The organism is Rhizobacter sp. LjRoot28, assembly GCF_964253025.1.
Classification (GTDB): domain Bacteria; phylum Pseudomonadota; class Gammaproteobacteria; order Burkholderiales; family Burkholderiaceae_C; genus Rhizobacter.
Genome location: NZ_CAXUQC020000001.1, coordinates 1,113,760 through 1,132,316, shown reverse-complemented (window position 1 = coordinate 1,132,316; position 18,557 = coordinate 1,113,760). Strand labels below are relative to the sequence as shown.

The following is an 18,557-nucleotide window of genomic DNA, read 5'->3' as shown; positions in this document are numbered from 1 at the left end:
CCCGGCCTCTATGAAGGCCCGCTACCTGCCATCGCGAGGGAAACGATGCGCGGCTTCCCACGCTTCGAGGGCGCCGGCGATCCTTTGTGCGCTCTCTGGCGGCGCTGTCAGACCTGTCCAGCCCGCTGCGAAGCTCATGGGCCGAGGGCCATGCCCGTCGCAGATTGGGCGCGTCCTGCTTCGCTCCGCCGGGGTGAACCCTTCAGAGCTTCCCGGTCTCGCGATACTGTTCCCGCTGCTCCCGCGACACCAGCGCGTTGAAGGTGATGGGCGCGAGCAGCGTGGTCACCACGCCCATCAGCACCAGCACCGAGAACATCTCGTGGCCGATGAAGCCGCGTTCGAGCGCGATGCTGGCCACCACCAGTTCCATGGCGCCACGTCCGTTGAGGATGCAGCCGAGACCCATGGCCTCGCGCTTGGACATGCCGATCGCCCGTCCGCCCCACCAGCCGGCCAGCACCTTCGACGCGATGGCAGCGGAGAGCACGGCCGCGACGAACGCCGGGTCCTCGAAGGCGGAAAAGGTGAACTCGAGGCCGAGGTAGGCAAAGAACACGGGGCCGAGGAACCCGTTGGTGATGGAGCCGAGCGTACGGCGCAGGTCTTCATAGCGGGAAGCCACGAAGTGCTTCTGGTCGAGCAGCACGGCGCCGAAGAAGGCGCCGATGACGAAGTGGAAGCCGAGGCTTTCGCTCAGCGAGCCGAAGGCCAGCACGAACACGATCACGATGCCGAACAAGGCCTCCGGCCCGAACAGCGCCACCAGGCGTTCGGGACCGGCCGTCACGTTGACGCCGCGCCGCTCGAGGAAGGTGAGGATGGCATTCAGCCCGACCACCGCAGCCGCAAGGCCGATCAGCTTGAGCATGACCACCGAACCCGTCGTGGCGACGGCGGCCCAGGTGGTCTGCTCGGGCAAGGCGAGCAGCACGCCCAGGATGAACAGTGCCAGCACGTCATTCACCACGGCGGTGGACACCGCATAGCGACCGATGGGGCTCGACAGCAAGCCCAGGTCATCGAGCAGCTTCACCGCCACCGGCAAAGCCGTGATGGAGATGCACAGCCCCAGAAAGACGGTGCGCATCAGGTCCAGGTCGAACGCCCAGGCCACCAGGATCCCGGAGACAAATGGCAGCGCGAAGGCCAGCAGCGACACCACCAGGCCCCGTCCCTTCATCGCCGAGACGACGTCATGAAAGCTCATCTCCAGGCCGGCGGCCAGGACCACGAGGAACACCGCCAGCGACGCGATGCCGGACAAGGCGGCGTTCGGCTCCACATACCCGAGCAAGGCCGGGCCCAGGATGATGCCGGCCAGCATCTCGCCCACGATGGCCGGTTGACCCCATCGCACGAACAGGTGCCCGAGCAGGCGCGCAAGCACGATCAGGGCGAGAAGGCTGGTGAGGATCTGCATGTCAGGGCGGTGTGGGCCGGCTCGGCGTGAGCCGGGCACGGGGATGGAGCCGGCTCACACCGGCAACGCGGGTCGCACGGTCAAGCAACGGGACTGCGGACCTTACATCAGCACGATGTCATAGGCCTCCGGTGAGCCGGTGGCCTCCGCCTGCAGCGAGATCGGCTTGCCGATGAAGTCGCTCAGGCCGGCCAGGTGCTGGCTTTCCTCGTCCAGCAGCATCTCCACCACCGTCGCCGACGCGATGACCCGGAATTCCTTCGGGTTGAACTGCCGCGCCTCGCGGAGGATCTCGCGAAGGATGTCGTAGCAGACGCTGCGCGCCGTCTTGACCTCGCCCTTGCCACTGCAGGTAGGGCAGGGTTCGCAGAGCATGTGGGCGAGCGACTCCCGCGTGCGTTTGCGGGTCATCTCGACCAGGCCCAGCTGCGTGAAACCGCTCACCGTGATCTTGGTGCGGTCGCGCGCGAGCTGGCGCCGCAGTTCAGCCAGCACCGAGGCCTGGTGCTCCTCGCGCGCCATGTCGATGAAGTCGATGATGATGATGCCGCCCAGGTTGCGCAGGCGCAGCTGCCGCGCGATCGCCTGGGTGGCCTCGAGGTTGGTCTTGAAGATCGTGTCGTCGAAGTTGCGCGCGCCGACGTAGCCGCCGGTGTTCACATCGACCGTGGTGAGCGCCTCGGTCTGGTCGATGATGAGGTAGCCACCCGACTTCAGGTCGACCCGGCGCGCCAGGGCCTTCGTGACCTCGTCGTCGATGTTGTAGAGGTCGAAGATGGGCCGCTCGCCCTTGTAGTGCTGAAGCTTGCTGACCGAGGTGGGGGTGAACTCGGTTCCGAACGCGAGCAGCTGCTCGTACTGGGCCCGCGAGTCGATGCGGATGCTCTGGGTGCTGTCGGTCGCCAGGTCACGCAGCACCCGCTGGACCAGGCTCAGGTCCTGATGCAGCAGCACGCCGGGGGGCGTCTTGAAGCTGCGCTCCCGGACCAGGCCCCAGGTCTTGCGCAGGTAGGCGATGTCGTCGGCCAGCTCGGCATCGGTCGCGTCCTCGGCGTTGGTGCGCAGGATGAAGCCGCCACCGTTGTAGGGCGTGGTCTCATCGGCGGGCTTGCCCGCCAGCGCGTTCATGCGTTCGCGCAGCTGTTCACGCAGTTCGTGCGAACCGATCTTCTGCGAGATGCCGATGTGGTCGTCCTGCGGCAGGAAGACGAGCAGCCGACCGGCGATGCTGATCTGCGTCGAGAGGCGCGCGCCCTTCGTGCCGATCGGGTCCTTGATGACCTGCACCGTGAGCGTCTGCCCTTCGAACACCAGCCGTTCGATCGGGGGCGGCGGGGCCGCACCGGGCCCGTGTTCGGCGCGCGGCGAACCGGCGACATGCACGTCGGCCACGTGCAGGAAGGCCGCGCGTTCGAGGCCGATGTCGATGAAGGCCGATTGCATGCCGGGCAGCACACGGGCGACACGGCCGGTGTAGATGTTGCCGACCAGGCCACGCTCGAGCGTGCGCTCGACGTGCAGTTCCTGAACGGCACCGTTCTCGACGATGCCGACGCGCGTTTCCTGGGGCGACCAGTTGATGAGGATGTCTTGCATGGAGGCGGTATCTCGGAAGGCCGCGTCCACGCAAGTCAGGTGGGTGCGGCGGGGAAGCGTACCCCTGCTTGCTGAAGCAGTTCGGCCGTCTCGTACAAAGGCAAACCCATGATAGCGGAGTAGCTCCCTTCAATGCGCGAGATCCAGGCGGCCGCGGCACTCTGGATCGCATAGGCGCCTGCCTTGCCGAACGGTTCGCCGCTCGCCACGTAGGCGGCCAGCCGTTCGTTCGACACCGCCGCCATGTGCACGGTCGACACGTTGATGGCCATGGTGTCCTTGTCCCCGATCGCCAGGGCGACCGCGGTGGTCACGCGATGCGTCTTGCCGGCCAGCGCCTTGAGCGTGGCCAGCGCCTGGGCGGCATCCACCGGCTTGCCGAGGATGCGGCGACCGAGAGAGACGGTGGTGTCCGCACACAGGATGGGTGCCGGCGGCAAGCCGCGGAGTTGCCAACGCTCCCGCGCGGCTTTCAGCTTGGCGCGGGTGACCCGGGCCACGTAGTCGCTCGGCTGCTCGCCCGGTTGCTCGGCCTCGAGGGCCTCGGCGTCTTCCTCCGGGCCGGGCAACAGCAGTTCGTGCCGCACCCCGATCTGGTCGAGCAACTGGCGACGGCGCGGGCTGGCGGACGCCAGGTAGATGAAGTCGGACATGGCTCGACGCGTTGCGTCACTCCCGATGGTAGGGATGGTTCACGAGCACGGTCCAGCCGCGGTACAGCGCTTCGGCCAGCAGCACCCGCACGAAGGCGTGCGGCAAGGTCAGGTCGGACAGGCGCCACGTCTCGTCGGCCGTGGCCTTGAGTGCCGGGTCCAGCCCGTCGGGGCCACCCACCAGGAAGGCGACGTCCCGACCGTCCTGTTGCCAGGCTTCCATGCGGGCCGCAAGCTGCACGGTGGTGAGGCGAGTGCCTCGTTCGTCGAGCACCACGCGCCGCACGCCCTTCGGCAGCACCGCTTCCAGCCGCGTGGCCTCGGCCGCCATCATCTGCTCGGCGGTGCGGGAACCACGCGTCTCGGCCTTCACGGCCTTGCGTTCAAGGCGCATCTCGGGCGGGAAGCGCTTGGCGAAGTCGTCGTAGGCCGTTTCGGCCCACGACGGCTGCCGTTGCCCCACCGCGGCGAGGAGCAGTTTCACGCCCCGCGAGCGGCCTTCTTGGCGGGCGCCTTGCGTGCCGGAGCAGCCTTCGAGGCCGTCTTGGCCGCAGCCGACTTGACGCCGGTGGTGCGCGTGACGCCAGCCTTCGGTGCCGCCGTCTTCTTGGCGGCAACCTTCTTGGCCGGCGCGCTCTTGGCCGAGCCGCGCTTGGCACCCGGCTCATTGACCTTGAGCGTGCGCACCGGTGCGTCAGCGGACTTCTTCGCCGGCGTCTTGCGGGCTGCCGTCTTGGATGCCGGCGTGGTCGCCGTCTTCGCAGCAGCCTTCTTGGCCGGTGCCTTGGCAGCGGCCTTCTTGGCCGGCGCCGCAGCGGTCTTGGCGGGTGCCTTCTTCGCGGCGGTTTTCTTGGCGGGCGCCTTCTCGGCAGCGTCGGTCGCGGCAGCCTTCTTCGGAGCGGCCTTCTTGGCGGCAGCCTTCTTGGGCGCGGCTTCCGGTTCCTCCGCCTTGACGAGACGGGTGCTGCGCTGGGCTTGCAGTTTCACCGGCTTGTCGCCCCAGATTTCCTCGAGGTGGTAGTACTCGCGGATGGTGGGTTGCATCACGTGGACGACGGCGGCGCCGCAGTCGACGATGATCCACTCGCCATTCACTTCGCCTTCCACGCGCGGCACGCTGAAGCCCTCGGCCTTGACCGCATCGCGCACGCTGGCAGCCAGCGCCTTGGTTTGCCGGTTCGAGGTGCCCGAAGCGATGATGACGCGCTCGAAGAGCGGCGACAGGTGTTCGGTGTCGTAGACGGCGATGTCCTGGGCCTTGACGTCTTCAAGGCCATCGACGATGGCGCGCTGCAGTTTTCGGATGTCCATTCAGCTCCCGTGGGTTCCTCGATAGAGGTGGTGTTGGTCAATATAGCGTGCTACGGCAGCAGGCACCAGCGAAGTGATGCTGAGGCCTGCCGCCACGCGGGCGCGGATGTCGGTGGACGAGATGTCCATCATGGGCAGCCCGACCGTCTGGTGGGCCACCTTCTGCACTTCGGGACTGGCTTGGGGCAGCAGGCCGGGGCGGTTGGCCACGGCGAGCGTCACCCGCTCCAGCAATTTCTCCCAGCCGAGCCAGGTATGCAGGCTGGCGTACTGGTCCTGCCCGATGATCAGGAACCATTGTGCCGCGGCTTGGCTCGCCTGAAGCTCGCGCACGGTGTCGAACGTGTAGCTGGCGCCACTGCGCATGATCTCGCAGCGGTCCAGCACGAAGCGCGGCTCGTCGGCGATGGCGAGCGCCACCATCGCGGCGCGGTCGGTGGCGGGCGCCAGGTTGCGCGCCTTCTGCCACGGCCGACCGGCCGGGATCCAGCGCACCTCGTCGAGCGCCAGCTGCTCGAGCGCCAGCCGTGCAAGCGCCACGTGGGCCACATGCACGGGGTCGAAGCTGCCGCCGAAGAGGCCGATGCGTTTCAAGGGGCGGCGCCCTCGTCCGCCCAGTCGCGCGGACGCAGGAACTCGGTGTACAGGCGGGCCTCGGGCGTGCCGGCCTCGGGCGTCCAGTCGTAGCGCCAGGTCACCACCGGCGGCATCGACATGAGGATGGACTCGGTGCGGCCACCCGACTGCAGGCCGAAGTGGGTGCCGCGGTCGAAGACGAGGTTGAACTCGACGTAGCGCCCGCGCCGATAGGTCTGGAAGTCGCGCTCGCGCTCGCCGTGGTCGAGCGCGCGGCGGCGCTGCAGCACGGGCAGGTAGGCCGGCAGGAAGGCATCGCCGACGGCGCGGATGAGCGCGAACCCGTTGTCGAAACCGCCTTCGGCGAAGTCGTCGAAGAAGACGCCGCCCACGCCGCGCGGCTCGTTGCGGTGCTTGAGGAAGAAGTACTCGTCGCACCACGCCTTGAAGCGCGGGTAGAGGGTGTCACCGAACGGGGCGAGCGCGTCCCGGTTGACGCGGTGAAAGTGCACCGCGTCTTCCTCGAAGCCGTAATACGGGGTCAGGTCCATGCCGCCGCCGAACCACACGACGGGCTCGCGGCCCACGGGCAGCGCGGCGAACATGCGCACGTTCATGTGCACCGTGGGCACATACGGGTTGCGGGGGTGGAACACCAGCGAGACTCCCATGGCCTCGAAGGGTGCCCCCGCCAGTTCGGGCCGGTGCGCGGTGGCCGAAGGCGGCATCGCCCGGCCGCGCACGTGCGAGAAGTTGCAGCCGCCACGCTCCAGCAGCGCCCCGCCCTCGATCAACCGCGAGCGGCCATCGCCCTCCAGCGGGCCGCCGGGGTCGCGCGACCAGGCATCCGTGATGAACGGCTCGCGGCCCTCTTCCTCGAGGGCCGTGACGATGCGGTGCTGCAGCGACAGCAGGTACTGGCGGACGGAGGCGAAATCCATGGGATGAACGTTCAGCGCTTGATGGCGCGGTAGCCGATGTCGCGGCGGTACTGTGCACCGTCGAAGCGGATGCTGCCCAAGGCGTCGTAGGCGCGTTGCTGCGCCATCTTCACCGAGTCGCCGAGCGCCGTGACGCACAGCACCCGGCCACCCGTGGTCACCACGCCCTGATCGGTCTTCGCGGTACCGGCATGGAAGACCATGGCGTCCGGGCTCTCCGCTGGCAGGCCGGTGACGACGTCGCCCTTGCGCGGCGTCAGCGGATAGCCATGCGCGGCCATCACGACGCCGAGCGCCACCCGGCGGTCCCACTGCAGCTCGACCTGGTCGAGCGTGCCGTCGGTCGCGGCCAGGAACACCTCCACGAGGTCGCTCTTGAGTCGCATCATGATGGGCTGCGTCTCGGGGTCGCCCATGCGGGTGTTGAACTCGAGCGTGCGGGGGACGCCGTCCTCGTCGATCATCAGGCCGGCGTAGAGGAAGCCGGTGAACGGAATGCCGTCGCGGGCCATGCCGGCGATGGTAGGCAGAATGATGTCCTGCATGGCCCGGGCATGCACGTTGGGCGTGACCACCGGGGCGGGCGAGTACGCCCCCATGCCGCCGGTGTTCGGGCCTTCGTCCGCATCGAGCAGGCGCTTGTGGTCCTGGCTCGTCGCCAGGGGCAGCACGTTCTTGCCGTCGCACAGCACGATGAAGCTCGCTTCCTCGCCGCGCAGGAATTCCTCGATCACCACACGGGCGCCGCCCGCGTTGTGCTGCACGCCCAGCTTGTTGTCGTCGCCCGCGAGCATCCAGTCGACGGCCTCGTGCGCCTCGGTGAGCGACATCGCCACCACCACGCCCTTGCCGGCGGCCAGGCCGTCCGCCTTGATGACGATGGGCGCGCCGATGCGGTCGACATACGCATGCGCCGCCGCGACGTCGCTGAAGGTGTCGTACGCCGCCGTCGGGATGGCATGGCGCTTCATGAAGTCCTTGGCGAAGGCCTTGGAGCTCTCCAGCTGCGCGGCAGCACGGGTGGGCCCGAAGATGCGCAGGCCGCGGGCCCGGAACTCGTCCACCACGCCGGCGGCAAGCGGTGCCTCGGGTCCGACGACGGTGAGGCCGATCTTCTCCGCCTCGGCGTAGTCGGCCAGCGCCTTCACGTCGGTGATGGCCACGTTCCTGAGGTTGGGGTCGAGCGCGGTGCCGCCGTTACCGGGTGCCACATGCACGGCTTGTACGCGCGGGGACTGCGCGAGCTTCCAGGCGAGCGCATGTTCGCGGCCACCTGAGCCGATCACGAGAATTTTCATGGGGTCACCGATTGTCTGGGTCGTTGGGGGCCGCCGCCGGCATCGTGAGCCGGGGCAGCATCAAGGCCTGGGCCTCGGGCGTGGGTCAACCCATCACCGCGTTGTGGAAGACGTCCTGGGTGTCGTCCAGGTCCTCGATCATGTCGAGCAGCTTCTGCATGCGGGCCGCGTCGTCGCCAGCCAGTTCGACCGTGTTCTCGGCCCGCATGGTGACCTCGCCCATCTCGGCCTTCAGGCCTGCGGCTTCGAGGGCGGCCTGCACCGCCTCGAAGTCGTGGGGAGCGGTCAGCACTTCCAGCGACCCGTCGTCGTGGGTGACCACGTCGTCGGCGCCGGCCTCCAGGGCCACTTCCATCACGCGGTCCTCGTTCGTGCCGGGCGCGAAGATCAGCTGGCCCACATGCTTGAACTGGAAGGCCACCGAGCCTTCGGTGCCGAGGTTGCCGCCGTACTTGCTGAACACGTGACGCACCTCGGCGACGGTGCGCACGCGGTTGTCGGTCATGCAGTCGATGATGACGGCGGCGCCACCGATGCCGTAGCCCTCGTAGCGCACTTCCTCGTAGGCGACGCCCTCGAGGTTGCCGGTCGCCTTGTCGATGTTCTTCTTGACCGTGTCCAGCGGCATGTTGACCGCCTTGGCCTTCTCGATCGCCAGGCGCAGGCGAGGATTCTCCTTGGGATCACCGCCCCCGTGTCGGGCCGCGACGATGATCTCTCGGATCACGCGCGTCCACAGCTTGCCGCGCTTCTCGTCCTGGCGGCCCTTGCGGTGCTGAATGTTGGCCCATTTGGAATGTCCGGCCATGAAGGCTCCTCGTGCGGGCCGGCGCGGCGGGGTCTCCGCCGGCGGCCACTCTGGTTCTGGGAAAGGGAATCGTGCGCCCGGGCCGTTCGCCTGGCACCCGCCAGTGGAACAAGCCCTAAACTCCGATTTTACTTGCCGCCGCCCCTCATTCCGGAGTCATTCATGGTCGACCCCCTGCTGATCGCCCGTCACGGCGAGATCGAGTGCCACCTGCTGCCCGCCCTGGCGAACCGCCACGGCCTGATCACCGGGGCCACCGGCACGGGCAAGACGATCACGTTGCAGGGCCTTGCCGAGGGCTTCAGCCGCATCGGCGTGCCCGTGTTCATGGCCGATGTGAAGGGCGACCTGACCGGCATCACCCAGGCCGGGCGCATCGGCGACAAGCTGGCCGCAGTGCTCGCCGAGCGCGGCATCACGCCCGCTCCTCCGGCCGCCTGCCCGGCCACGCTCTGGGACGTCTTCGGCGAGCAAGGGCACCCGGTGCGCGCCACCGTCACCGACATGGGCCCGTTGCTGCTGGCCCGCATGCTGGCGCTCAACGAGACCCAGGCGGGCGTGCTCAACCTCGTCTTCCGCATCGCTGACGACAACGGCCTGCTGCTGCTCGACCTGAAGGACCTGCGGGCCATGCTGCAGCACGTCGGCGACAACGCCAGCGACTACACCACCGAGTACGGCAACGTGAGCGCGGCCAGCGTCGGCGCCATCCAGCGCGGCCTGCTGCAGATCGAGGAACAGGGCGGTGACCGCTTCTTCGGCGAACCAATGCTCGACATCGCCGACTTCATGCAGACCGTTTCGGGCCAGGGGGTGGTGAACGTGCTGGCGGCCGACAAGCTGATGAACGCGCCCCGGCTGTACGCCACCTTCCTGCTCTGGATGCTGTCGGAACTGTTCGAACAATTGCCCGAAGTGGGCGACCTCGACAAGCCGAAGCTGGTGTTCTTCTTCGACGAGGCGCACCTGCTGTTCAAGGACGCACCGACGGCGCTGGTCGAACGCATCGAACTGGTCGTGCGCCTGGTGCGCAGCAAGGGCGTCGGGGTCTACTTCGTCACGCAGAACCCGCTCGACATTCCCGACACCGTGCTGTCGCAGCTCGGCAACCGCGTGCAGCATGCGCTGCGCGCCTTCACCCCGCGCGACCAGAAAGCCGTGAAGGCCGCGGCCAGCACCATGCGCAGCAATCCCGGCCTCGACATCGAGACCGCCATCACCGAACTGGCCGTCGGCGAAGCGCTGATCAGCCTGCTCGACGAGAAGGGCCGCCCCAGCGTCACCCAGCGCGTCTTCGTGATTCCGCCGGGCAGCCAGATCGGGCCCATCACGCCGGCGCAGCGCCAAGCCCTCATGGGAGGCTCACTCGTCGCCGGCGTCTATGAGAAGACGGTCGACCGCGAATCGGCCTACGAGAAGCTCAAGGGCCGCGCCGAGGTGAGCGTGGAGCAGGCGGCCGATGCCCGAGCGCAGGCCGGCCGCGGTGCCACAGCGGGCGCCCCGCCCGTGGGCGGCACCCCTCCTGCCGACAACGGCGGAGGCCTCATGGGCGGTCTCAACGACCTGCTCTTCGGCACCACCGGCCCCCGGGGCGGCAAGCACGACGGGCTGGCCCAGACGCTCGCCAAGTCCGCCATCCGCACCATGGGCTCGAGCGTCGGTCGCGAGATCGTGCGTGGCGTGCTGGGCGGCATCTTCGGCGGCGGGACGAAGCGGCGGCGCTGAGGCGAATGCGCCGCCGTCCTGCCGCCCCAACGCCGTGCTCGAGCGTTCGCGAGCGGCCATCAGTTGCTGGGGACGCCGGTGTTCACGAGCGGCTTGCTGGGCGCCCTGCCGCTTCCAGGGTCATCGCGATGGCGCGCCATGGTGACCGCCCCGGCGGCCTGAACGCAAGCCGCTTCAGCCTAACGGCAACTGACCGCGAGCCTCGGGCACCGCTCGGCCGAGCGCCGCACGGGCAAGGATGCGTGTCGAATCGAGCGTTGGCAACGCCGAGTTCGCGTCGTTGATGATCAGCGGAATTTCAGTGCAACCCAGCACCACGGCGTCACAGCCGCGTTGCTTGAAGGACTCGATCACACGCTGGAAGCACGCCGTGGCCGTCGGCCGGAAGATGCCGCAGACCAGTTCATCCATGATGATGCGGGCCATCTCGTCGCGATCGGCGGCCGACGGACGCAGGGATTCGATGTTCATTGCCGCCAACCGTTCCGGGTACACGTCGCTGTCGACGAGCCAGCGGGTGCCCGTGATGCCGAGCCGCCCGAAGCCTCGCTCCGCCGCCACGCGCGCCACCTCGTCGGCGATGTGAAGCCACGGCAAGGGCGACCGCGATTCGACGTGCGAGAACGCCTGGTGGATGGTGTTGTCGGGGCAGACGAGAAAGTCCGCACCCGCCGCCGCCAGCTTCCTGGCCGAGCCGAGCATGAGCTCCGCCACACCGTCCAGATCGCCTCGATCGAGGCAGGCCACGTACCGCGCCAGCGAAGGCGTGTGCATCGACACTTCGGGGTGGGCGTGGGCGCCCAGCAGCCGGGCGCCTTCGGCGCAGATCGTCCGATAGCAAAGGGCCGCGCCTTCGGCGGAGCAGCCGACGATTCCGATGTGAAGCGGCATGGTCAGGTTCGCCGGTTCAAGCCGCACGACTTCGACCAGCCGGCTCGGCAGGAGGGGGCCACACTCACGGCACGATGGTGCGCCGCACCTTCGGTACGGTCGTCACCTTCACCAGACGCCGCGGCCCGCCATCCGCCACCTTGCGTGCCACCAGGCCATGGGCGGAGTCGGGCTCCATGGCCGCCACCACGAGCCGCGCCCAGGCCTGGCTGAGCGGCACGTAATAGCTGCCCGCCGGGGCATTGAAGGCAAGGAACTCGCGCTCACCCGCCACCGGCGCGCCCGTGTTCACATCGCCCTGCATCTCCACGGCCTCGAGCAGTTGCTCGACCCGCAGGCCCAACCCGCGCAGGCGCGCCACCGCTTCCGTCTGGTTTGCGGCCAACCAGTAGCCGCAGGGGCGGCTGCGCGGCTTGCCGTCACGCAGCAGCAAGGCCGAATCCCAGTTGACCGCGACGTTCTTGTCTTCCCCGGTCTGCGGGTCCAGCATCACCAGCGAATGCTCGGCCGGCGTGAGCCGGGCGTCGATGAGCATTTCGCCGCTGCAGAGTTCGGCGCGCACCGAGGCATCGACGTATTTGCGCAGCTTGACGAGATCGTCCGCGCGCTGGGCGCTGCTGCGCAGCAGGTGCGAGATGGCGGTGACGTGGCTGAACACCCGGCGGTTGAGGTGCGTGCGGCCCAGGTTGCCGCCACGCGATTCGACGATGAAGCTCACCGCGTTGCGCAGGCCGTTGACGTTGCGCGCGTTGTCCGGACTGGGCGTACCCATGGCCATGCGGCGGGCGGTCACATCGGCCACCGGGCGGTGCGACCAGTCGACGGTCAGGCCGTCGCCCTTCAGGGCGCGCACCAGCGGCTGGCGGAACCACTCCTCGGAGGCCTTCATGACGAAGTCCGGCAGGCCGGCCGTGCTGGCGTACTGCAACAGCAGGTCGGCGCGCTGGGCGCCGCCGAAGCGCTCGGCATGCCCCGGATCGAGCGGGTACTCGTGGGCGTCGATCACGACGAGGGGCCGGTAGTCGCGGGCCAGGCTCGCGACGGCGCGGGCCTCGGGCGTGGTCAGGAGCAGGTGGTCGGTGTCCAGGTCGACGCCGTTGGCGGCCGCAGCCTGGGCGAGCAAGGCGCCATCCGGGTTCACGCGCGGCAGGATCAGCACGTTGATGCGGTCGAGCAGGCCTTGCAGCCCGCCCGAAGCGAGCTCGCGTGCCAGCACCAGCAGGGCTTCGGCACTGGCGGGCTCGTCACCGTGCTGCTGCCCGATGAGCAACACCGTGGGCCGACCGCCCCGCACGATCACCGATGGCGACGGAGAGGGATGGCGCGTGAAGAGCAGCGCCTGCAGCGGCGTGCCCTGCTGCGAGCTGCCGAGTTGGAGCAGCGTGACGCTCGGCGGGTTCTCGCCCGAGGCGGTGGAGGCCGCCGCCGTCAAGCCCTGCAGCAGCGCCTGCATTTCAGCGGCCGAGGTGAACTCCGTGCGGCCAGGGGCCAGCGACGGGAGCGGATACGCGATCGATGGTTCGGGGAACCGTGCGGCGACGGCCGGCGTTTCCAAGGGCGTTGCGGATGCACCGGGGGTCACGGGCGCGGACGCCGGCAACTCCGCCGACGGCGCGGCCAGCACGGGAGCCGCCGCAGAGGCGGGGGCGGAGGCCGGCGTCGGGGGCGGGGCGATGCGCGAACGCACCAGCGGAGGCGGCGTGCGCAGGTCCGGCGCCGAGCCGCAGGCGGCCAGCAGCGCGGCCGCGAGCAGACCCGTCAGCGAAAAGGACACGGAACGGGACAGACGGCGCAACATGGAAAGACTCTCCGAAATGATCGCCCGCACTATAGACGCCCGGGGTGACACCTCCAAACCCCCGCTCCGGGGGCGGGTGAGCCGCCGTTCAGGGGTCGCCGAACGCATTTCGCGGCCATCGCAGGCCGGTTCGTCGCGGCGATGCGGTCGGGGCGCGCCTTCGGTCGCATGATGCTTGCAGCCCGGGCAGGCCCTCATCCGTGCGCCGCTAGACTGCCGCGGCGCCTTGCCTTGCCTCGTGCACCCGCTCCGGCCTACGAACGATGACGCAACACCCTTCTCCCCGCGACTTCCTGAAGCACGGCCTCATCGTCGTGGCGATCGACACCCTGATCGCCGCCTGCCTGACCTTGGCGCGACCGGGCAGCACGCGCTTCGTCGAGCAGTTCGTGTACGCGCAAGCCATCGGGCTCATCACCTGGATGCTGATCGACTTCGGCCGCTTTGCCGTGCAGCGCCGTGACGGATCCGATGCCCCGGGCGGCTGGCCGGCAGGCTGGCGCGGCATCGCCCTTCCCGTCTTCGGCGTGGTGGTGGGCAACCTGGCCGGGGGCCTGCTGGCCGACTTCCTGCTCGGGCGCAACCGCTGGACCGCCCTGCTCCTGAGCCCGGTCGAACTGGCCGGCCACCTCATCCTGTACACGGTGCTGGGTGCCAGCGTGTCGTACTTCTTCTGGGCGACCGGACGAGGGCGCTACCTGGCGGATCTGGTGGCTGCCAAGCGGCGCGAGGCTGCGGAAGCCCAGTTGATGCTGCTGCAGTCCCAGCTCGAACCCCACATGCTCTTCAACACGCTGGCCAACCTGCGCGTGCTCATCGGCAGCGATCCGGCGCGCGCGCAGGCCCTGCTCGACCACCTGATCGCCTTCCTGCGCTCCACCCTGGCGGCGTCCCGGGCCCAGGAACACAGCCTGGCCGCCGAGTTCGAACGCACGGCCGACTACCTCGCCCTGATGAAGATCCGCATGGGCGAACGGCTGAGCACGGAGCTGCACCTGCCGCCCGAACTGGCCGCCATTCCGGTCCCGACCCTGCTCCTGCAGCCGCTGGTGGAGAACGCGATCAAGCACGGGCTCGAACCGAACCTCACCGGCGGACGCCTGAGCGTGATCGCCCGCATGGAAAACGAGCAGCTCGTCGTGTCGGTTCGGGACACCGGCCTCGGCCTGGCGCGCGCGGCGCCTACGGCCGGTGACAGCCGCTTCGGCCTGGCCCACGTGCGCCAGCGTCTGTCCACACGCTACGGCGCCGCAGCGGCGTTTTCACTTGAACCCGCGGACAGCGCCGAGCAAGGCACCCTCGCGACGGTCCGCATCCCACTGAAGGCCACCCCATGACGACACCGACCGCCCTGATCGCCGAGGATGAACCGCTGCTGGCCGAGGGGCTGAAGGCGGACCTGCAGGTCCTCTGGCCGGAGCTTCAAGTCGTGGCGGTGGTGGGGGACGGGCCGGCGGCCGTCACTCAGGCGCTGGCCTGGTCGCCCGACGTCCTTTTTCTCGACGTGCGCATGCCCGGCATCACCGGCATCGAGGCCGCCGCCGAGCTGGCGGAAGAGTGGCCGGATGGCCGGCCGCTGCCCCTGGTCGTCTTCGTGACCGCCTACGACGAGTACGCGCTGCGCGCCTTCGATCTCGCCGCCGTGGACTATGTGCTCAAGCCCGTGAGGCCTGACCGGCTCGGCCAGGCCTGCGAGCGCCTGCGGGCGGCCTTGGCCGCACGCCGCGAGGCGAGCGGACTTCACCCGCCGGCGGAGCTCGATGCCACCTTGGCGCAACTCCGCCGACTGCTGGAGCGCAACTCCGGGGCGGGCGCAGCGCCGCTGACCGTGATCCAGGCCAGCGCCGGCAATGCCATCCACATGGTGCCCGTGGGCGACGTGCTGTACTTCGAGGCCGCGGACAAGTACGTTCGCGTGATCACCGCCGACCGCGAACACCTGATCCGCACGTCACTGCGCGAACTGCTGCCGCGCCTGGACGACCAGCGCTTCTGGCAAGTGCACCGGAGCACGGTGGTGCGGGCCGACGCCATTGCCGCGGCGCACCGGGACGAAGCGGGCAAGGTGACGCTCACCCTGCGCGGGCATCCCGACCGGCTGGCGGTGAGTCGCCTCTACAGCCAGCGGTTCAAGGCGATGTGAGTCGCGCTTTACCAGCGGCCGCCGCGGTCGCCATGGTGGCCGCGGTAGTCGTCATGGCGGTCATGGCGATCGTGGCGATGCCCATGACGGTGGTGGCGGTGGTGGCGATGACGCTCCCAGGAGCCACCCACGATGGCCGGCTGCCCCGGGTGATAGATCACCACCGGGGGACGGTGCACCACCACCGGACGCGGTTGGTAGTACACCGGCGGGGGCGGCGCGTAGTACACCGGCGGTGGGGCGTAGTAGCCGGGCTCGGCATAGACGACGCCCGGCACATTGATGTTCACGGACCAGTTGACGCCGCCAGCCTGTGCGGCCGTGGCGGTGAAGAGGCCGCCGGCCAGGGCCAGGGCGACGAGGACAGGGGTCTTGCGGTCGGACATGTTCGCTCTCCTTCGGTTTCTGCGCGCTTTCGGCAGTGCCTGGGCCGTACAACGGCGCCCGACTGGAATCGGAGGACAGGAGCGAGACGGAATTCCCTTTTCCCGCTGGCCGGTGTGTTGCAAGACGTTAACCAAAGGCCGGCGTGATGGCGCTAGTGTCGGGTCTGCAGGAGCGCCTGCAGGTCGAACAGCTCCGTCAGTACCTCGAACGCGAAACCGCGCCGCCCTTCCCGGGGGCTCAGCAGGAGCTCGTCGAAATAGGCGGGCAACTGCTCCGGCAGGGGCCAGAGTTCCGCCATGCGGTTCACGATGTGCGGATGCGAGCGTGCGGTGCACAAGGGCTGGAAGCGCGGCGGCAGGCGCGCCAGCCACACGTGCGCGGTATCGGTGAGCGACCGGCGCTGCGGCTGGCGCTGACGCAGTTCGGGGCTCGCCAGGGCGGCCGGCATGGGACGCACCACGGGCCGCATCGCGGCGTCCGCCGGCGACAGCGTCGTGGCCCAGCCCGGCACGCTGGTGGGGGCGAAGCGGGAATCGTCGGACGAAGGGGTACGGCTCATGGCGGCATTGTTTCCCGCGCAGCCCCTCCGGGCCAGTCCGTCGGCCCCTTCAGCTGCGGGGGCTGACGGTCGGCAATGAGCAACGGCGTGAAGTAGGTCACGGCGCGTTCGCGACGTCCAGCCTGCCCTGCACGGCAACGACTCAGCGGCCCCCGGATGAGCACGAGCCCTCACCTGCGGCGCACGAAGGGGTGAGGTCTACAATGGTTTTTCGACTGGCAGGCCCCGCGCCGCGGTCCTTCTCCACGCGGCACGACCGCAGACATCCAAGCCGATTCCATGAGCGACGACAAGAGCACACCCGGCGGCGCCGACACCAAGCCCAGCAACTTCCTGCGCCAGATCGTCGAACGCGACCTCGCCCAGGGCACCTACGCCACCCGCCGCTTCGGCGGCAGCCCCGGCGACGCCGCCCATCACGCCGCAGGCCTGCCGGACCCGGCCCGCATCCGCACCCGCTTCCCGCCCGAGCCCAACGGCTACCTGCACATCGGACACGCCAAGAGCATCTGCCTGAACTTCGGCCTCGCCCGCGACTACGCTGGCGCCTGTCACCTTCGCTTCGACGACACCAATCCGGAGAAAGAAGAGCAGGAGTACGTCGATGCGATCCTCGATGCGGTGAAGTGGCTGGGCTTCGACTGGACGTCGCAGGGCACCGAGCACCTGTACCACGCCAGCAACTACTTCGATTTCATGTACCGCGCGGCCGAGGCCCTCATCGGCGCCGACCTCGCCTACGTGGACGAGCAGACAGCCGAGGAAATGCGCGCCAACCGCGGCGACTTCGGCCACCCCGGCGTCGACAGCCCCTTTCGCCATCGCTCACCGGCCGAGAACCTGGCCCGCTTCCGCGAGATGCGCGACGGCGGCCACCCCGACGGCTCGATGGTGCTGCGCGCCAAGATCGACATGGCGAGCCCCAACATCAATCTGCGCGACCCGGCCATCTACCGCATCCGTCGCGCCACCCATCACAACACGGGCGACACCTGGTGCATCTACCCGATGTACACCTTCGCGCACCCCATCGAGGATGCGCTGGAGAACATCACCCACAGCATCTGCACCCTCGAGTTCGAGGACCAGCGGCCCTTCTACGACTGGCTGCTCGACCACCTCTGCACGCTCGGCCTGCTGGCCCAGCCGCGGCCGCACCAGTACGAGTTCGCCCGGCTCAACCTGACCTACATCGTCACCAGCAAGCGCAAGCTGCGCCAGCTCGTGGCCGACGGCCATGTGAGCGGCTGGGACGACCCGCGCCTGCCGACCATCGTCGGCCTGCGCCGCCGCGGCTACACGCCGGAAAGCCTGCAGCTGCTGGCCGAGCGCAGCGGCGTGAGCAAGGCCGGCGGGTGGCTCGACTACAGTTCGCTCGAGATCGCCCTGCGTGACGACCTCGACCCGAAGGCCGCACGCGCCTGCGTCGTGCTGGATCCGCTCAAGCTCAAGCTCACCAACTTCGCCGAGGTCTTCGGCAGCGACGACTTCGCCGACGCATGCCACGCGCCCGTGCACCCTGGCCATCCCGAGCGCGGCCAGCGCGACTTCGTGCTCACGCGCGAACTCTGGATCGAACGCGAGGACTTCCTCGAGGTGCCGACCAAGGGCTACCACCGCCTCTATCCCGGGAACAAGGCCCGCCTGAAGTACGGCCACATCATCGAGTGCACCGGCTGTGAAAAGGATGACGCGGGCAACATCACCGCCGTGCTCGCCACCATCGTGCCGGACACCAAGAGCGGCACGCCGGGCGCCGACGCGGTGAAGGTCAAGGGCGTGATCACCTGGGTCAGCGCCACGACCGGCCTGCCCGCGGAAGTGCGCCTCTTCGACCGGCTCTTCACCGTGCCCCAGCCGGACGCCGGCGGCACCGACTTCCTCACCGTCATCAACCCGAACAGCCTGAAGGTGGTGCAGGCCTGGGTCGAGCCGTCACTGGCAACGGCCCGGCCCGACGACAAGTTCCAGTTCGAGCGCCATGGCTACTTCGTGGCCGACCGACATGACCATCAACCCGGGCGGCTGGTGTTCAACCGGACGACGACGTTGAAGGACACGTGGGCGGCGAAGTGATGGCCTGAGGGCCGAATTTAGAGGGCTGGGGTCAAGTCTGCCTTTTTGCATCGGCGAATGCTGATTTGCGAAATGGAAGACGTCACCCCGTCTTGCTCTGAGCCCGTGTTCCCCTTCCGTCATCGTCCCCCTCTTGAGCGAGACCGCGCCGGGATTCGCCCCGGCGGGCGAGTAACTTTTCTGCTGGTGCAGAAAAGTCACCAAAAGAGCACCTGAACACCAGCTTCAGCTTATTCGGCCCTGCTGCTCCTTCTCCGCGGGACTCGCGCGGCGAGCGCCGAGGACGTGATGACGCCAGGACTTCTCGCCAGGCTCGGACTCGCGGGGTCTGCCTCCGTGAGCGCCCGTTTCAATCGCGCCATTCGCGTCGTT

17 protein-coding genes are annotated in these 18,557 nt (G+C 68.8%); 4 read left to right on the top strand and 13 right to left on the bottom strand.

Features of this window, described 5'->3' with window-relative positions:
* Positions 1-202: 202 nt before the first annotated feature.
* From ACSQ2F_RS05380 to ACSQ2F_RS05340, 9 genes are all read right to left on the bottom strand, one after another.
* Positions 203-1,423, bottom strand: a complete 1,221-nt coding sequence (locus ACSQ2F_RS05380; protein WP_436020541.1) for a cation:proton antiporter — start codon at positions 1,421-1,423, stop codon at positions 203-205.
* Positions 1,424-1,525: 102 nt separating this feature from the next.
* A complete protein-coding gene (gene rng / locus ACSQ2F_RS05375; RefSeq protein ID WP_436020539.1) occupies positions 1,526-3,019 on the bottom strand; it encodes a ribonuclease G in 1,494 nt (497 codons plus the stop codon).
* 35 nt (positions 3,020-3,054) lie between these two features.
* Complete coding sequence (locus ACSQ2F_RS05370) at positions 3,055-3,672, bottom strand: Maf family protein (RefSeq protein WP_436020537.1); 618 nt, start codon at positions 3,670-3,672, stop codon at positions 3,055-3,057.
* Positions 3,673-3,688: 16 nt separating this feature from the next.
* Positions 3,689-4,156 carry a 23S rRNA (pseudouridine(1915)-N(3))-methyltransferase RlmH gene (rlmH, locus tag ACSQ2F_RS05365; RefSeq protein WP_436020535.1) on the bottom strand — a complete coding sequence of 156 codons (468 nt, stop codon included), beginning with the start codon at positions 4,154-4,156 and terminating at the stop codon, positions 3,689-3,691.
* Positions 4,153-4,983 (bottom strand): ribosome silencing factor, encoded by an 831-nt coding sequence (rsfS, locus tag ACSQ2F_RS05360; RefSeq protein ID WP_436020533.1) that lies wholly within the window; start codon positions 4,981-4,983, stop codon positions 4,153-4,155. The genes rlmH and rsfS overlap by 4 nt, the downstream gene beginning before the upstream one ends.
* A complete protein-coding gene (gene nadD / locus ACSQ2F_RS05355) occupies positions 4,984-5,577 on the bottom strand; it encodes a nicotinate-nucleotide adenylyltransferase (protein WP_436020531.1) in 594 nt (197 codons plus the stop codon).
* The gene (gene hemF, locus ACSQ2F_RS05350; RefSeq protein WP_436020529.1) at positions 5,574-6,500 is read right to left on the bottom strand and encodes an oxygen-dependent coproporphyrinogen oxidase; all 927 of its coding nucleotides are present in this window, start codon (positions 6,498-6,500) and stop codon (positions 5,574-5,576) included. The genes nadD and hemF overlap by 4 nt, the downstream gene beginning before the upstream one ends.
* An 11-nt stretch (positions 6,501-6,511) precedes the next feature.
* On the bottom strand, positions 6,512-7,798 hold the full coding sequence (purD, locus tag ACSQ2F_RS05345) for a phosphoribosylamine--glycine ligase (RefSeq protein WP_436020527.1): 1,287 nt from the start codon (positions 7,796-7,798) through the stop codon (positions 6,512-6,514).
* A gap of 85 nt (positions 7,799-7,883) precedes the next feature.
* The gene (locus tag ACSQ2F_RS05340) at positions 7,884-8,606 is read right to left on the bottom strand and encodes a YebC/PmpR family DNA-binding transcriptional regulator (RefSeq protein ID WP_436020525.1); all 723 of its coding nucleotides are present in this window, start codon (positions 8,604-8,606) and stop codon (positions 7,884-7,886) included.
* A 162-nt stretch (positions 8,607-8,768) separates the two neighbouring features.
* On the opposite strand from ACSQ2F_RS05340, the gene ACSQ2F_RS05335 reads away from it, so the two are divergent.
* On the top strand, positions 8,769-10,331 hold the full coding sequence (locus tag ACSQ2F_RS05335) for a helicase HerA-like domain-containing protein (protein ID WP_436020523.1): 1,563 nt from the start codon (positions 8,769-8,771) through the stop codon (positions 10,329-10,331).
* Between the two features lie 174 nt (positions 10,332-10,505).
* On the opposite strand, the gene ACSQ2F_RS05330 is transcribed toward ACSQ2F_RS05335, so the two are convergent.
* Together ACSQ2F_RS05330 and ACSQ2F_RS05325 are read right to left on the bottom strand one after the other, a co-directional pair.
* Complete coding sequence (locus ACSQ2F_RS05330) at positions 10,506-11,222, bottom strand: aspartate/glutamate racemase family protein (protein ID WP_436020521.1); 717 nt, start codon at positions 11,220-11,222, stop codon at positions 10,506-10,508.
* A 64-nt stretch (positions 11,223-11,286) separates the two neighbouring features.
* Complete coding sequence (locus ACSQ2F_RS05325) at positions 11,287-13,020, bottom strand: M14 family zinc carboxypeptidase (protein ID WP_436020519.1); 1,734 nt, start codon at positions 13,018-13,020, stop codon at positions 11,287-11,289.
* Between the two features lie 263 nt (positions 13,021-13,283).
* Here ACSQ2F_RS05325 and ACSQ2F_RS05320 point away from each other — a divergent pair, with 263 nt between their 5' ends.
* Both ACSQ2F_RS05320 and ACSQ2F_RS05315 read left to right on the top strand, forming a co-directional pair.
* On the top strand, positions 13,284-14,357 hold the full coding sequence (locus ACSQ2F_RS05320; protein WP_436020517.1) for a sensor histidine kinase: 1,074 nt from the start codon (positions 13,284-13,286) through the stop codon (positions 14,355-14,357).
* Positions 14,354-15,163 (top strand): LytR/AlgR family response regulator transcription factor, encoded by an 810-nt coding sequence (locus ACSQ2F_RS05315; protein ID WP_436020515.1) that lies wholly within the window; start codon positions 14,354-14,356, stop codon positions 15,161-15,163. Before ACSQ2F_RS05320 ends, ACSQ2F_RS05315 begins: the two co-directional genes overlap by 4 nt.
* An 8-nt stretch (positions 15,164-15,171) precedes the next feature.
* Here ACSQ2F_RS05315 and ACSQ2F_RS05310 read toward each other — a convergent pair whose 3' ends face one another.
* Both ACSQ2F_RS05310 and ACSQ2F_RS05305 read right to left on the bottom strand, forming a co-directional pair.
* Complete coding sequence (locus ACSQ2F_RS05310) at positions 15,172-15,549, bottom strand: hypothetical protein (protein ID WP_436020513.1); 378 nt, start codon at positions 15,547-15,549, stop codon at positions 15,172-15,174.
* A 152-nt stretch (positions 15,550-15,701) separates the two neighbouring features.
* Complete coding sequence (locus tag ACSQ2F_RS05305; protein WP_436020512.1) at positions 15,702-16,109, bottom strand: hypothetical protein; 408 nt, start codon at positions 16,107-16,109, stop codon at positions 15,702-15,704.
* A gap of 279 nt (positions 16,110-16,388) precedes the next feature.
* Here ACSQ2F_RS05305 and ACSQ2F_RS05300 point away from each other — a divergent pair, with 279 nt between their 5' ends.
* Positions 16,389-18,185, top strand: a complete 1,797-nt coding sequence (locus ACSQ2F_RS05300) for a glutamine--tRNA ligase/YqeY domain fusion protein (protein WP_436020510.1) — start codon at positions 16,389-16,391, stop codon at positions 18,183-18,185.
* Positions 18,186-18,557: the final 372 nt, after the last annotated feature.